At 63.0% G+C, this 15198-nt stretch carries 9 protein-coding genes; 4 read left to right on the top strand and 5 right to left on the bottom strand.

All coding sequences use genetic code 11. The features are described from left to right. Positions 1-142 precede the first annotated feature (142 nt). The 3 genes from NE852_RS29330 to glgB are packed head-to-tail and all read left to right on the top strand — an operon-like array spanning position 143 to position 8850. Positions 143-3367, top strand: coding sequence for an alpha-1,4-glucan--maltose-1-phosphate maltosyltransferase (locus NE852_RS29330; protein WP_258157153.1), 3225 nt, complete (start codon positions 143-145; stop codon positions 3365-3367). Further along, positions 3368-6649, top strand: coding sequence for a maltose alpha-D-glucosyltransferase (gene treS / locus NE852_RS29325; RefSeq protein ID WP_258157152.1), 3282 nt, complete (start codon positions 3368-3370; stop codon positions 6647-6649). Then, on the top strand, positions 6646-8850 hold the full coding sequence (gene glgB / locus NE852_RS29320; protein WP_008532308.1) for a 1,4-alpha-glucan branching protein GlgB: 2205 nt from the start codon (positions 6646-6648) through the stop codon (positions 8848-8850). The genes treS and glgB overlap by 4 nt, the downstream gene beginning before the upstream one ends. 19 nt (positions 8851-8869) lie before the next feature. Here glgB and NE852_RS29315 read toward each other — a convergent pair whose 3' ends face one another. Beyond that, positions 8870-10498: a thiamine pyrophosphate-dependent enzyme gene (locus tag NE852_RS29315; RefSeq protein WP_008532309.1), complete on the bottom strand. Its 1629-nt coding sequence runs from the start codon at positions 10496-10498 to the stop codon at positions 8870-8872. A gap of 25 nt (positions 10499-10523) precedes the next feature. Continuing rightward, the gene (locus NE852_RS29310; protein ID WP_008532310.1) at positions 10524-11702 is read right to left on the bottom strand and encodes an amino acid aminotransferase; all 1179 of its coding nucleotides are present in this window, start codon (positions 11700-11702) and stop codon (positions 10524-10526) included. A 150-nt stretch (positions 11703-11852) separates the two neighbouring features. On the opposite strand from NE852_RS29310, the gene NE852_RS29305 reads away from it, so the two are divergent. After that, on the top strand, positions 11853-12320 hold the full coding sequence (locus tag NE852_RS29305; protein ID WP_008532311.1) for an Lrp/AsnC family transcriptional regulator: 468 nt from the start codon (positions 11853-11855) through the stop codon (positions 12318-12320). A gap of 10 nt (positions 12321-12330) precedes the next feature. Here the strand turns inward: NE852_RS29305 and NE852_RS29300 are convergent, their stop codons facing one another. The 3 genes from NE852_RS29300 to NE852_RS29290 are packed head-to-tail and all read right to left on the bottom strand — an operon-like array spanning position 12331 to position 15151. Then, entirely contained in the window at positions 12331-13092 is a 762-nt protein-coding gene (locus NE852_RS29300; protein WP_008532312.1) for an ABC transporter ATP-binding protein, read from the bottom strand. Then, the gene (locus NE852_RS29295) at positions 13089-14129 is read right to left on the bottom strand and encodes an iron ABC transporter permease (protein ID WP_008532314.1); all 1041 of its coding nucleotides are present in this window, start codon (positions 14127-14129) and stop codon (positions 13089-13091) included. Before NE852_RS29295 ends, NE852_RS29300 begins: the two co-directional genes overlap by 4 nt. Then, positions 14126-15151, bottom strand: coding sequence for an ABC transporter substrate-binding protein (locus NE852_RS29290; protein ID WP_258157151.1), 1026 nt, complete (start codon positions 15149-15151; stop codon positions 14126-14128). The genes NE852_RS29295 and NE852_RS29290 overlap by 4 nt, the downstream gene beginning before the upstream one ends. Between the last annotated feature and the right edge of the window lie 47 nt (positions 15152-15198).

The following is a 15198-nucleotide window of genomic DNA, read 5'->3' as shown; positions in this document are numbered from 1 at the left end:
CTCTCCGCGTCATCACCTTGGATCATGTTTCCCCGATCCGGCACTGGCAGAGCCGGGTGCGCTGCCCGCAATTTGGCAGGACCGGTGGAACAACAACCGCCAAAGGAAGTTTGCCAGAAAAGCAACCTCGAGGCGGCGGCCGATGTTACTCTCTGTGAAGCAGGGTGTGCCCAGCACCCCACCCCGGATCTACTACGTCAATCCGCTACTCCTTCAAGGCATCGATGCGTGGCGCGAGGTCTTCGACCATGCGGCGGACATCGGCTTCGAGCAGGTGCTGACGGCGCCGCTGTTCGATCGGGGCGGTGGCGGCGTCTTTGCCTCCCGGAATTTCGATCGTCTCGATCCTGAACTGTCGCTTGGAAGCGCCATCGAGGATGGGTTGGCGCGCTTGGCCGAGGCTGCCGGTAAGAGCGGCGTCAGTTTGATCATGGACCTGATGCTTGACGGCAAAGCCCGAGACCCGCAAGCGGGCTTTCGTCCCGTCGATCCCCGGCGCTCGCCGCTCGACCCGGCGGAGCCGATGACCGACATGGGGGCGGAACGCCAATCGCGATTGCTGGGGGAATGGAGCGAACGGCTGCGGCGGCTCACCGGCCTCGGCCTTTCCGGCTATCGGGTGCTCGGGATCGATCGCGCGCCGTCGGCGTTCTTCAAATCGCTGATTGCTGTGGCGAACGAAAAGGCGCAGGCGCAATTCCTCGCCTGGACGCCCGGCACCGACTTCGCAATCCGACAGGCGATCGCGGATGCGGGTTTTGCAGGATGTTTTTCATCGATGGCCTGGTGGGATCTCGACGAGAGGTGGTTCGTCGAGGAACATCGCGTCCAGGAGCCGCTCGGCTGGCAGGTCGCCTTTCCCGAGCCGCCGTTTGCAAGACGCATCGCGCATGGGACCGAGAGCCGTGAAATTCTCGAGCGGCGCGCCGTCAGAGCGCTGCGGCTTGCTGCCTCGCTCGGTGGCGGCCTTATGGTTCCCATGGGCTTCGAATATGGTGCGGCGACGCCGCTTGACCCGACCCATGGCGATGGCTCCGGCTTGCGGAAGCTGCGCCACGATCTCGCCTTCGATATCTCCGCCGAAATTCGTGTCGCCAATAGCGAGATCGGCAGGCTCAACAACAAACGCGCTCCGTCGCTCCGCCTGATCCGCAACGCCAACGGGCCGGTTTCGGCGCTTCTGCAATCGGAGGCGCGGGATTTGCGCAGCGCATCGAATGTGCGCTTCATCCTGCTCAACCGGGACCTCCGGCGCAGCGCGCCCGCGCCGGTGACGGCGCTTCGCGAGGCGGCATCCGGTTTTCTCCCCGTCACTGCCGACGGCGCGGCCCTGCGCCTTCGGGCAGGGGAGACCCTGGTTATCGAAGGCAAGGCGCCGACACAGATTACATCCCGGCCCACTCTCGACGCCGACAATGCGATAGCCTCGCCGCGGCTTGCCATCGAAAATATCATGCCGCGGGTCGATGACGGGCGCTTTCCCGTCAAGCGCGTCGTCGGCGACATTGTCACCGTCGAGGCTGACATTTTCGCCGACGGTCACGACCCGATCGCAGCCGTCCTGCTCTGGCGGCCACACGATGCCATGGCGGAGTGGCGCGAGACAGAGATGCAACTGGTCGAGAACGACCGCTGGCGGGCCGAATTCCTGCTGGAACGCATCGGGCGTTACGAATTCGCGGTCGAGGCCTGGAAGAACCCGTTCGCGATTTTCCGCTACGAGCTGACCAAGAAGAACGATGCGAGGCTGGACCTCAGGCTGGAGCTTCAGGAGGGATTGAACCTCGTTCTCGCCGCGAAGGCCGAAGGGCCGGCAGCACTCGGTGCCGACTTGCAGGATCTGGTCGACAACCTGGAGAGCGCTTCGGATGGCGAACGCACGGCCATCCTCCTCGATCCCAGGACATCCGAGCTGATGAACAAGGCCGACAGGCGGCCGTTCCGGCTCCGCTCTTCGGTAAGTGCCGTCGATGCCGAACGCAAGGCGGCAGCCTTTGCCAGCTGGTACCAGATCTTCCCGCGCTCGCAGAGCGGCGATCCGAACCGGCACGGCACCTTCGACGACGTCATCCCGAGGCTGCCCGCCATCCGCGATATGGGTTTCGACGTGCTCTATTTCCCGCCCATCCATCCGATCGGAACGACCAACCGGAAGGGGCGCAACAACAGCCTGAAGGCAGCACCGGGTGATCCCGGCAGCCCCTATGCCATCGGCTCCGAGGAGGGCGGCCATGACGCCATCCATCCCGAACTCGGCGATTTCGAAGATTTCGGCCGGCTGGTCGAGGAGGCGGGCCGGCATGGGCTGGAGATCGCTCTCGACGTCGCGATCCAGGCTTCGCCCGATCATCCCTGGCTGAAGGAGCATCCCGGCTGGTTCGATTGGCGCCCCGACGGCACGATCAAATATGCCGAGAACCCGCCGAAGAAATACGAGGATATCGTCAACGTCGATTTCTACACGAAAGACGCGCTGCCCTCCCTCTGGGTGGAGCTCCGCGACATCATCCAGCTCTGGGTCGATCAGGGCGTCAAGCTGTTCCGCGTCGACAACCCTCACACCAAGCCTTTTCCGTTCTGGGAATGGCTGATCGGCGATATCAGGGCGCGCCATCCCGACGTCGTCTTCCTTTCAGAAGCCTTCACCAAGCCGAAGGTCATGTACCGGCTGGCGAAGATCGGCTTCTCCCAGTCCTATACCTACTTCACCTGGCGCAATGCCAAGTGGGAGCTCGAGCAATATATGCGGGAGCTGACCGAGACCGCGCCGAAGGAATTCTTCCGCCCGCATTTCTTCGTCAACACCCACGACATCAATCCGGATTTTCTCCAGAACGCGCCGCGCCCGGCCTTCCTGATCCGCGCGGCCCTCGCCGCCACGCTGTCGGGCCTGTGGGGCGTCTATAACGGCTTCGAGCTTTGCGAGGGGCGTCCCGATGCCAAGCGCAAGGAATATGCCGACAGCGAGAAATACGAGATCCGCGCCTGGGACTACGACCGGCCGGGCAACATCATCGCCGAAATCAGAATGCTGAACCGCATCCGCAACGAGAACCCCGCGTTGCACTCGCATCTCGGGCTGACCCTGCTGAATGCCGGAAATGACAACATCCTGTTCTTCGAGAAGGCGAGCCGTGCCCGAGACAATGTCCTGCTGATCGCAATCAGCCTCGACCCCCACAATTTTCAGCAAAGCGATGTCGAGCTGCCGCTCTGGAAGTGGTCGCTCGGGGATGGCGGCGCGCTCGACGCCGAGGATCTCGTCGGCGGGCATCGTTTCAGGTGGAACGGCAAACGGCAGACAGTCAGTCTGAACCCTCAGATCCTGCCCTTTGCGATCTGGCGCGTGCGCGCAGCGGAGGCATGAATGGATACGCTGAACCTCGGTAATGCTGAGCAGCCGCTCTGGTACAAGGATGCGATCATCTACCAGCTGCACATTAAGTCGTTCTACGATGCCAATGGCGATGGTGTCGGCGATTTTGCCGGCCTGCATCAGAAGCTCGATCACGTCGCAGCCCTCGGCGTCAATGCGATCTGGCTGTTGCCCTTCTTTCCCTCGCCACGCCGCGACGACGGTTACGATATCGCCGACTACGGCAATGTCAGCCCCGACTACGGGACGGTCGAGGATTTCCGCGCCTTCGTCGAGGCCGCCCACCAGCGCAATATCCGCGTCATCATCGAGCTCGTCATCAACCACACCTCCGATCAGCATCCCTGGTTCCAGCGCGCAAGAGAGGCGCCGGCGGGCTCGCCGGAACGGGATTTTTATGTCTGGTCGGACAGCGACCAGAAATTCCCGGAAACGCGCATCATCTTCCTCGATACGGAAAAGTCGAACTGGACCTGGGATGCGGTCGCAGGCGCCTATTACTGGCACCGGTTCTATTCCCATCAGCCGGATCTCAACTTCGACAGCCCCCTCGTCATGGAGGAATTGCTGAAGGTGATGCGCTTCTGGCTGGAAACCGGCATTGACGGTTTTCGCCTCGATGCGATCCCATACCTCGTTGAGCGCGAGGGAACGATCAACGAAAACCTGTCTGAAACCCACTCCATCTTGAAGCGCATCCGCGCTGCCCTCGACGCCACCCATCCGGGCGTCATGCTGCTTGCCGAGGCCAATCAGTGGCCGGAGGATACGCGCGAATATTTCGGCGAGGGCGATGAATGCCACATGGCCTTCCACTTCCCGCTGATGCCACGCATGTATATGGCGATCGCCAAGGAAGACCGGTTCCCGATTACCGACATCCTGCGCCAGACGCCTGAGATCCCCGAGAATTGCCAATGGGCGATCTTCCTGCGCAATCACGACGAACTGACGCTCGAAATGGTGACCGACGCCGAGCGCGACTACCTCTGGGAGACCTATGCATCCGACAAGCGCGCCCGCATCAACCTCGGCATCAGGCGGCGTCTCGCGCCGCTGATGGAGCGCGACCGCCGGCGCATCGAGCTGATGAACGCTCTTCTTCTGTCGATGCCGGGAACGCCTGTGATCTATTACGGCGACGAGATCGGCATGGGAGACAATATCTATCTTGGCGACCGGGATGGGGTGAGGACGCCGATGCAATGGTCGCCAGACCGCAATGGCGGCTTTTCCCGCACGGACCCGGCGCGGCTCGTCCTGCCGCTGATCGCCGATCCGCTCTACGGTTTCGAGGCCGTCAATGTCGAGGCGCAGAGCACGGACGCGCATTCGCTGCTCAACTGGACGCGCAAGATGCTGGCGCTGCGCGGCAGGCATCCGGCCTTCGGGCGCGGCTCGCTACGTTTCCTTTCGCCCGAGAACCGCAAGATCCTCGCCTATCTCAGGGAATATGACGGCGAGACGCTGATGTGCGTCGCAAACCTCTCGCGGCTGCCCCAAGCGGTCGAGCTCGACCTGTCGACCTTCGAGGGGCGCGTGCCGATCGAGCTGACCGGCATGTCGCCCTTTCCGCCGATCGGGCAATTGACCTATCTCCTGACGCTGCCGCCTTACGGTTTCTTCTGGTTCCAGCTGGAGGCCGACGCCGATCCGCCGGCCTGGCGCACGGCGCCGCCCGAACAGCTTCCCGATCTCGTGACGATGGTGATCCGCCGAGGCCTCCTCGATCTCGTTGACGAACCCGCGCATGCGCGCGTCCTCAGCAACGAAATCCTGCCCGCCTATCTCGCCAGGCGGCGGTGGTTCGGGGCGAAGGACCAGCCGCTTCAGGCGGCGCGGCTGGTCTCGGCAACGCCGATCCCCTATGCCGACGGCGTCGTTCTCGGCGAGCTGGAGGCGGTGCTGCCGGATCACACCGAATCCTATCAGTTGCCCCTGACGGTCGCCTGGGACGATGCGCAGCCGTCGGCTCTGACCCAGCAGCTGGCGCTCGGGCGGGTTCGCCAGGGCAGGCGGGTCGGCTTCCTGACGGATGGATTTGCCGTGGAGCGGATGGCCCGCGGCATCCTGCGCGGGCTTGCCGACCGCTCGCGCATCACCGGGCGCACCGGTACCCTCGAATTTCTCGGCACCGAGCGGCTCGACCGCATGCAGGTAACCGACCACATGCCGGTCCATTGGCTCTCGGCCGAACAATCCAACAGTTCGTTGATCGTCGGCGACACCGCCATGATCAAGCTGATCCGGCACATCTTTCCCGGTATCCATCCGGAGGTCGAGATGACGCGGTTTCTGACCCGTGCCGGCTACGACCACACCGCGCCGCTGCTCGGCGAGATCGCGCATACCGACTCCAGCGGGCGCCGCTCCACCTTGATCATCGTCCAGGGCGCGATCCGCAACCAGGGCGATGCCTGGAACTGGATGCTGAACAATCTGCGCCGCGCGGCCGACGAGCTGGTGCTGAACGACCCTGCCGTGGAGCCCGGCGACGACGTCTTCCGGGCGCTGATCAGCTTCGTGGCCATGGTGGGCCTCAGATTGGGCGAGTTGCATGTCGTCCTCGCCGGGCAGAACGCGGACGAAGCCTTCAGCCCGGTCGTGGCGGGCGACGGTGAAGTCGAGGCGATCAAGAAGGCTGTTGCCGGCGAGATGGCCTATGCCATGTCGAAACTGGCAGAACGTGAGGAAAACGCCGATCCGGCGGTCGACCTCCTGGGCACGCCGCTTCTCCAGCGCCGCACCGAGTTGGTCGAACTCGCGGCGAAACTGGCCGAAAGCGCCAGGGGCGCGCTGATGACGCGCACGCATGGCGATTTCCATCTCGGCCAGATCCTCGTCAGCGAGGGCGATGCCGTCATCATCGATTTCGAGGGAGAGCCGGCGAAAAATCTCGCCGAGCGCCGGGCGAAGACCGTTCCGCTGCGCGACGTCGCCGGGCTTCTGAGATCGCTGAGCTATCTCGTCGCTACTGCACAGCTCGAAAACGACGCCGTGACAGAGCACGAGAACGAAGTCCGCCGCGACGCCATCGCCCGCTTCGGGCGCAATGCCGAGGAGGCTTTTCTCGGCGCCTATTGGCAGGCGGTCTCGACATCGAAGGAGCTTGCCATGCCGATCGATCCGCGACGGAGGCTACTTGATGCCTTTCTTCTCGAAAAGGCCGCCTACGAGATTGCCTATGAGGCCCGCAACAGGCCGAAATGGCTGCCGATCCCACTCTCCGGCCTTACCGAAATCCTATCGCGTCTGACGGGAGGCAAGGCATGAATGTCGAGCGCTCGGAACTTCTCGCCGGCATCGGGCACGATGCGCTCTGGGCGCTGATCGAGGGACGCCACGGCGATCCCTTCTCGATCCTCGGTCCGCACGAGAGCGGTGGCATGACGGTCGTACGCGTCTATCTGCCGGGCGCCGAAGGCGTCGATCTCGTCGAAGCAGAGAGCGGCAGGATGGTGACGCCATTCAGCATCGCTCACCCCTCCGGCCTGTTTGCGGCGGCGACGGCTTCGAGAATGCCTTATCGGTTGCGGATCACATGGCCGGATGGCGAACAGATCACCGAGGACCCCTATAGTTTCGGCCTGCTGCTCGGAGAACTCGACCTCCATCTTATATCCGAAGGCACCCATTACAGCCTGAGCCGGACGCTCGGCGCGGTGGAGATGTCGATCGACGGCGTCGCGGGCGTTCGTTTCGCCGTCTGGGCGCCGAATGCGCGCCGCGTCTCTGTTGTCGGCGATTTCAACGCCTGGGACGGGCGGCGAAACCCGATGCGGCTGAGGCAGTCGGCCGGCGTCTGGGAGCTCTTCATTCCCCGGCTGGCGCCCGGCGAAAGATACAAGTTCGAGATTGTCGACGCACAGGGAAATTGCCTGCCGCAGAAGGCCGATCCGGTGGCGCGCGCGAGCGAAGCCGCCCCGTCCACCGCCTCGATCGTCGCATCGTCGACGCGGTTTCGATGGACCGACGACGTCTGGATGAAGAGCCGGTCGCGACAGGAAACACTGGAAGGCGCGGTCTCCGTCTACGAGGTGCATGCCGGCTCCTGGCTGCGGGAGAATGGCGGGCGGTCGCTCGACTGGGTCGAACTCAGCCAGAGGCTCGTTCCCTATGCAAGCGAGATGGGATTTACCCATATCGAGCTGCTGCCGATCATGGAGCATCCCTTCGGCGGCTCCTGGGGTTATCAGCCGCTCGGCCTCTTCGCTCCGACCGGCCGCTACGGCACGCCTGAGGATTTGGCCTATTTCGTCGACCGCTGCCACGGCGCCGGGATCGGCGTGATCCTCGACTGGGTGCCGGCCCATTTCCCCACAGACGTCTGGGGGCTTGCCCGCTTCGACGGCACGGCGCTCTACGAGCACGAGGACTCGCGCGAGGGCTTCCACGGCGACTGGAACACGCTGATCTACAATCTCGGCCGCAACGAGGTGAAAGGCTTCCTGATCGCCAGCGCGCTCGAATGGCTCGAACGCTACCATATCGACGGACTGCGCGTGGATGCCGTCGCCTCGATGCTCTACCGCGACTACAGCCGCAAGGAGGGGGAGTGGATTCCGAACAAATATGGCGGCCGGGAGAACCTGGAGGCGGTTGAGTTCTTCAAGCATCTGAACAGCATCATTCACGAGCGCTGCCCGCATGCGGTGACGATTGCCGAGGAATCGACCGCCTGGCCGGGCGTGACAAAGCCGCCCGAAGAAGGCGGGCTCGGCTTCGACATCAAATGGAATATGGGCTGGATGCATGACAGCCTGAGTTACATCTCGAAGGACCCGGTCTACCGAAGCTACCATCACAACACGATGACCTTCGGCATGATCTATGCCTATTCCGAGCGCTTCATGCTGCCGATTTCCCACGATGAGGTCGTTTACGGAAAGGGCTCGCTGCTCGGCAAGATGCCCGGCGACGAGTGGCAGAAATTCGCCAACCTGCGCAGCTATCTCGCCTTCATGTGGGGCCATCCTGGCAAGAAGCTGATGTTCATGGGCGGGGAGATCGCCCAGCCCGGCGAATGGAACCATGACGCGTCGGTCAGCTGGGACGTGCTGGACCGGCCGGCGCATGCCGGGCTTCAGCGGCTGGTCAAGGATTTGAACGGCTTCTACGGGCAGGAGCCGGCCTTGCAGTTCGGCGACTTTCATCCCGAAGGCTTCGAATGGGCGGCCGCCGACGACGCCGTCAATTCCGTGCTCGGCATGCTGCGTTATGCCCCCGATCGCTCCTCCTCGGTGCTCGTCGTCTCGAATTTCACCCCGGTGCCGCGTTACGGCTACCGGATCGGCGTGCCGCGGGACGGGATGTGGATCGAGAAGATTACGACGGATGCCCGCGAATATGGCGGCTCGGGCCTCGTCAACGGGGCAGTGTCGAGCGAACCCGTGCCCGCGCACGGCAGGCCTGTCTCGCTATCGCTGACGCTGCCGCCGCTGGCGACGATCTTTTTCAAGGGGCCGTCGCCCTGACGGTTTCACGCTGTTGCGGTCATTCCGCGTGCGGAGCCGGATGAATGTAGGGCCAGGGGCTTGCCTCGGACCCTTTTTCGATCGGCACCTCGATAAGGACTGGCTCATCGAGTGAGAGCGCCTTCTCCAATATGTCTCTCAATTCGCCAGGGCTTGCCACCTTGAAGGATCGGATGCCGAAGCTTTCGCCAAGGGCGACGAAATCGGGGTTGGTGAGATCCGAGCCGAGGTAGCGGCCCTTATAGGTCTGCTTCTGGTCGCGCAGCACATTGCCGTAGGCAGAGTTGTTGAAGACGATGGCGATGACGTTGATCTTATGCTGGACGGCGGTGGCAAGTTCCTGGACGCCGAACATGAAGCCGCCATCGCCTGAAACGGAGATCACCGCTTTGTCGGGATTGGCGACCTTCACGCCCAAGGCGGTGTTAAAGCCAAAGCCGAGATTGTCCTGATAGCCGCATGTCACATATTGGCGCGGGCCATAGACCGGGAAGGCGAAGCGGGCGGTGAAACCCATCTGGCTGACTTCCTCGACGAAGAAACCGTCTCTCGGTAAAGCTGCGCGAATGGCTTGGAGATAACCAAGCTGCGGCTGGACTGCCGAGAAGCGAGACTTGGCCTCTTCGTTGAATTCGGCAAATTCCCGCGTGCGATCCTCGCGGACGAACCCAGCCAGCGCATCGGTCAGCGCCTGTGTCCCGTCGCTTGCATCCGCGACGATGCCGACATCGGGCTTGAGGCGGACCATCTCCGTGGGATCGATGTCGATGCGGATGATCTTGAGCCCTTTCGGAAGCCACTTCCAGCGCATGAACTGCAATTCGAGCCGGCTGCCGATCCCGATCAGCACGTCGACCTTCTTCCAGTATTCATAGGCGGCGACGAAATTCAGATAATTGGGGTGGTCGTCTGCGACGATGCCCTTGCCGGAGCGATGGGAGGCGACGGGCGCCTGAAGCAACTCCGCCAGCGCAGCAATCTCCGCGCCGGCATCCGCCGCGCCGCCGCCGACCATGATCATCGGGTTCTTGGCGCCTGATATCAGCGCCGCCGCCGCGGCGATCTGATCGGGATTGACGGCCGGGTGAGGCGCTTTCGCGGCAACGGGAATGTCGATCTCGGGTCCGGATTGTCCGAACACGTCCCAGGGAGCTTCGATCGCTCCCGGACCCTGGCGACCGGAGAGCATCTTGGAGACGACTCCGGCCATCACGGAACCGGCCTCGGACTGATGATTGATGCGTTCCGCCGTCTTGGTGATCCCGCGCATCGTCGCGAGCTGATCCGGCAGTTCGTGCAACTGTCCTCTGCCCTGGCCGATCAGATGGGACATGATGTTGCCGGTGATGCAGAGCACCGGCGCGTTGGCGCCGTAAGCGGTGCAAAGCGCCGCGCCGGAATTGAGCACGCCCGGGCCGGGCACGACGGTATAGGCGCCGATCCGGCCGGTGGATTTGGCATAGCCGTAGGCCATGTAGGCCGCACCCTGTTCGTGCCTTGTATGAATGAACCGGATCTTATCGCCGGCGTCATAGAGGGCGTCGTTGAAATCATACATATGGGCGCCGGGGATGCCGAAGACCGTGTCGATGTCATGGGCGACAAGCGAACGGGTGATCGCCTGGCCGGTCGTTTCTTTCCTGCTCATTCGGAGGCTCCAATGCCGCGTTCGGTTATGACTTCAGGCAGCCTTCGGTCCGGAGCGCTGCGACGATGGCGCCGGCATCGGCGGGCTGCATGCCGGCAAGGTTCATGCGCCCGGAATCGGCCATGTAGATGCCGTGGTTTGCCCTGAGCGCGACCGCCGTTTCCTTGGACATGGAGAGATTGGAAAACAGCCCGCGCTGCCGGCTGATGAAGGCGAGATCGGGAGAGGCAGCGGCAAGTGCCGCACGATTGCCGTTGACGCGCTGGCACATCTCTTCGAGTTCGGCGCGCCACATCGCCGTCATATCAGGGCTTTCGAGAATACACCTGACGATGGCGGCCCCATGGTCCGGCGGCATGGACCAGTTGACACGGGCGAGTGCGGCCATGTTGCTTTCGGCTTTCTTCACGTCATCGCCATTGCGAGCCACGACATAGAGCGCGCCGACGCGCTCGCGATAGAGGCCGAAGTTCTTGTCGCAGGAATAAGCGATCAACGCCTCATCGACCGCATTAAGGATCATGCGCGTTGGCGCGGCATCCTGTTCGAGACCGTCGCCGAGCCCCTGATAGGCAAGATCGATGAAGGGCACGAGCCTGTGTGTAACGAGGAGATCGGTAATCTCTTGCCACTGCTCCATGGTGAAGTCGATGCCGGTCGGGTTATGGCAGCAGCCGTGAAGCAGCACGACGTCGCCTTCCCCAGCGGAAGACAAGGCGGCAATGACGCTTTCGAATTTGACCTGCTGTGACGTCAGATCGACAAAGGCATATTCCTTTACGGCCAAGCGTGCCGAGGCGAAGATCGGTGCATGATTGGGCCAGCTGGGGGTTCCCAGCAGAACCTTCGCCGATGGATTTGCCGCCTGGATGAGTTCGGCGCCGAGACGCAAAGCGCCGCTGCCGCCCGGCGTCTGAATGCCGACGAGGCGATGAGCGAAAACAGGCGCGTTTCCGAAGATGATCGGCTCAAGCAGGCGCACGAATTGCAGGTCGCCTTCCGGGCCGAGATATTTCTTGCTGTCCTGGTTTTCCAGCAGAAACTGCTCCGCCGCCTTCACGGCCCGCATGACGGGCGTGCGTCCCATCGCGTCGCGATAGACGCCGACGCCGAGGTCGATTTTTCCCGGGCGATCGTCGGCCTGGAAGGCCTTGATGAGGGCAAGAAGGCTGTCAGCCGGCCTGCTGTTCAGTTTGTCAAACACAGTTCCACCTCGCTTTTCCAAGTCGCTGGAGATTAACTGAAATCTCGCGGCGATTTTCTGCGATTTTCTCCCTGTATTGGCGTGAGTATGCAGACTTTCGGTGAAAGGAGGCTATAATATGCAGAAAATCACCGTCGGGGAGGGGTGGTCATGCTTGACCCGTTCGATATCAAACTGCTCGCCGCTCTCCAGCAGAACAGCGAGTTGACGCAGAGCGAACTGTCTCAGAAGGTCAATCTCTCCGCGACCCAATGCGCCCGCCGTTTGGAAAGGCTGCGTAACGAGCAATATATCCAGAGCGTGGTGGCCATCCTCAATCCGGTCAAGCTGGGTTTCACCGTCGTCGCCCATACGCTTGTCAGCTTGAGAGCGCATACGGAGGGCGGAAATGAGCAGCTCCATCGCTTCATCGAGACCGCGCCGGAGATTCTCGAATGTTATTCGCAGACCGGAGACGCCGATTTTCTGATGAAGGTCATGACACGCGACCTCGAACATCTCAGCCAGTTTCTCGAAAGAATGATCCGCGTCACCGACAATCTCGCCTCGGTCAAATCGAGCATCGTCTTGAAGACGCTGAAAAAGACGACGGCTTTGCCGCTGCAGATCCTGACGTGAGAGCGGTCGCTCACTTGAGATAATGGATGTGCGGGCGCGAATGATAGGGTGAGGCTTCGACGCGGGCCTCGATGGAAAAGACCTCGCGCAGAAGCGTCTCGCTCAGCACCTCCTCAGGCGCCCCCGAGGCGACGATCCTGCCCTGCTGCATTACAACGAGTTCATCGCAGAACATGGCGGCATGGTTGAGATCGTGCAGCGCGACGATGCTGGTGATCGGCAGGCCGGAGACGAGCCGCATCAGGCCGATCTGGTGCTGAATGTCGAGATGATTTGTCGGTTCGTCGAGGATCAGCTCCTGCGGCGACTGGGCGAGCGCCCTGGCGATGTGGGTGCGCTGTTTTTCGCCGCCCGAGAGGCTCTGCCAGCGCTCGTCGCGCTTTTCCGCCATGCCGGCGCGCGCCAGTGCGGCCTCGACCGCCTCTTCGTCGGCTCTCGTCCAGCCGGAGAACATCGACCGGTGCGGGAAGCGGCCGAGCTTGACGACGTCGACGACCTTCAGATTGGCGTTCGTCGTCGCGTGCTGCTCGACGAAGGCGATGCGCCGGGCGATCGAGCGGCGGCTGATCTTGCCGATATCGCTGCGGTCGAGCGTGACGCGGCCGGAATGCGGGCGCTTGAGGCCGGCGAGAAGCCTGAGCAGCGACGTCTTGCCCGAGCCGTTCGGCCCGAGCAGGCCGAGCATCCGGCCGGGCTGCGCCTCCATGGAAACGCCGTCCAGAATGGTCTTCCTGCCAATTTTCCAGGTGAGGTTGTCGGCCTTAATGCTCATGACGCGCGCTGGAACCGGTAGAGGATGATCGAGAAGAAAGGCACGCCCACCAGCGCCGTCACGACGCCGATCGGCAGGATTTGACCGGGAATGAGGGCGCGCGAGGCGATGTCGGCGAGGACCATGAAGATCGCTCCCGCGATGGCGCAGGCCGGAAGCAGGCGGATATGGAGCGGCCCCACGGCGAAGCGGGCGACATGCGGCACGACAAGGCCGACGAAGCCGATCGAGCCGACCATGCTGACGATGGTCGCCGTCATCATCGCGGTCAGCGCGAAAAGCACCATGCGGGCGCGGCCGACATTGACGCCGAGCGAGGATGCCGCTTCGTCGCCGAAGGCGAAGGCATCGAGCACGCGGGCGTAAAGCAGACAGGCGGCGAGGCCGAAGGCGACGACGACCGAGACCAGCGCGAATTCCGGCCAGCGCACGCCGCTGAAGCTGCCGAGCAGCCAGAACATGACGTCGCGGGCCTGCTGCGCATTGGCCGAGGTGGTGACGATATAGGAGGTCGAGGCGTTGAAGAGTTGCGATGCGGCGACACCGGCAAGGATTGTGCGGTCCGCGCCGCCGCGCGTGCCGTTCGACAGCAGCGCCACGAAGAAGAAGGCCGAGAAGGCGCCGGCGAAGGCGCCTGCCGAGAGCGATACAGCGCCAGCGCCGACGCCCAGGATGACGATCGCGACGGCGCCGGTAGAGGCGCCTGCGGAAATGCCGAGAACATAGGGTTCGGCAAGCGGATTGCGCAGCAGCGACTGCATGATCGCGCCCGACAGCGCCAGCCCCGCGCCGCAGAAGGCGGCGACGAGTGCGCGGCTCAGGCGATAGTCCCAGATGACGGTCTCATGGATGTGGTTCAGCTCGACCGCGGTCCAGCCGAGCCGATTGGTGACGGCGGAGAAGGTGGTCGCAAGCGGAATCGGCAGATCGCCGATCCCGACGCTGACGCCGATGGCGACAGCGATGAGGCAGAGGGAGGCGAGGAGCAGTGCGGTGACGGCTCCCAGCTGCCGGAAGAGACGGCCTGCGTCGGTCACTTCAGCAGACCAAGCGCCTTCAGCTGCTCGGCCACCTGCTCGGCGCCGTAGATCGTGCGGATGGTCGGGTTCATCGCCTGGCCGTCCATGACGACAAGCGCCTTGTTCTTGACGGCCGGGATCTGGCTGACGGCCGGATCGGTGTTCAGGAAGTTGATCTTGGCCTCAGGCTTGTCGAGCTCCCAGCGGTTGCGGTCGAGGCTGGCGACGACGATGACGTCGGGATTGGAGGCGATGATGCCTTCCCAGCCGACGGTTGGCCATTCCGCTTCCGCGGTAATGGCATTGTGGCCGCCGAGGAGGTCGGCGATGAAGCCGGAAGCGCTGTTCTTGCCGCCGAGATAGGCGTCGGCCGACGGGCTGGGGCTCGAGAACCAGAAGACGTAGGAGAGATTCTTGCCGTCCTTGGAAACGCTGCCGCGAAGCTTGGCTTCACGCGCCTTGAAATCGGCGATCAGCGCCTGGCCGCGATCGGCAACGTCGAAGATCTGAGAGAGTTCGTCGATCTCCTTGTAGAGAAGATCCATGTTCCAGAGCTCGGCGCGGCTGCCGTACTGATCCTTGACATCCTTGGTGCTGAGGCAGGTGCTGGGCGAGAGATAGGTTGAAACGCCGACCTTGTCGAAATCTTCGCGCTTGGCGACTTTGCTGTTCGGCCCGACCAGGCTCGGCAAGGCGGCAGCAACGAAGTCGGGATTTTCGGCCAGGATCGATTCGAAAGTCGGCATTTCGACTGTGAGAAGCTTGACCTTGGCATTGGCGTCAGTGAGCTGCGGCAGGACCTTGCTCGGCCAGAAGGCGGTGCCGACCATCTTGTCCTGAAGGCCGAGCAGCAGCAGGATTTCCGCACTGTTCTGGCCAAGCCCGATTGCCCGCTCGGGCGCCTTCTTGAAGGTGACTTCGGCGCCGCAGTTCTCCAGCGTCAGCGGATAGGTCGTCGAACCGGCGAAAGACGGGGTTGCGGCAAGGCTGATCAGGGCGGAGAGGCCGCAGGCGGCCAGAAGTGATTTGAGGCTGGTCACGATGAAAATCCCGGTGCGTGAAGATATGCGGCCGGGGTATAGCCGCA

Source organism: Rhizobium sp. Pop5 (assembly GCF_024721175.1).
In the GTDB taxonomy this organism is placed as follows: domain Bacteria; phylum Pseudomonadota; class Alphaproteobacteria; order Rhizobiales; family Rhizobiaceae; genus Rhizobium.
Note: the sequence above shows the minus strand (reverse complement) of the source record. Positions and strands in the feature narration are given on the sequence as shown.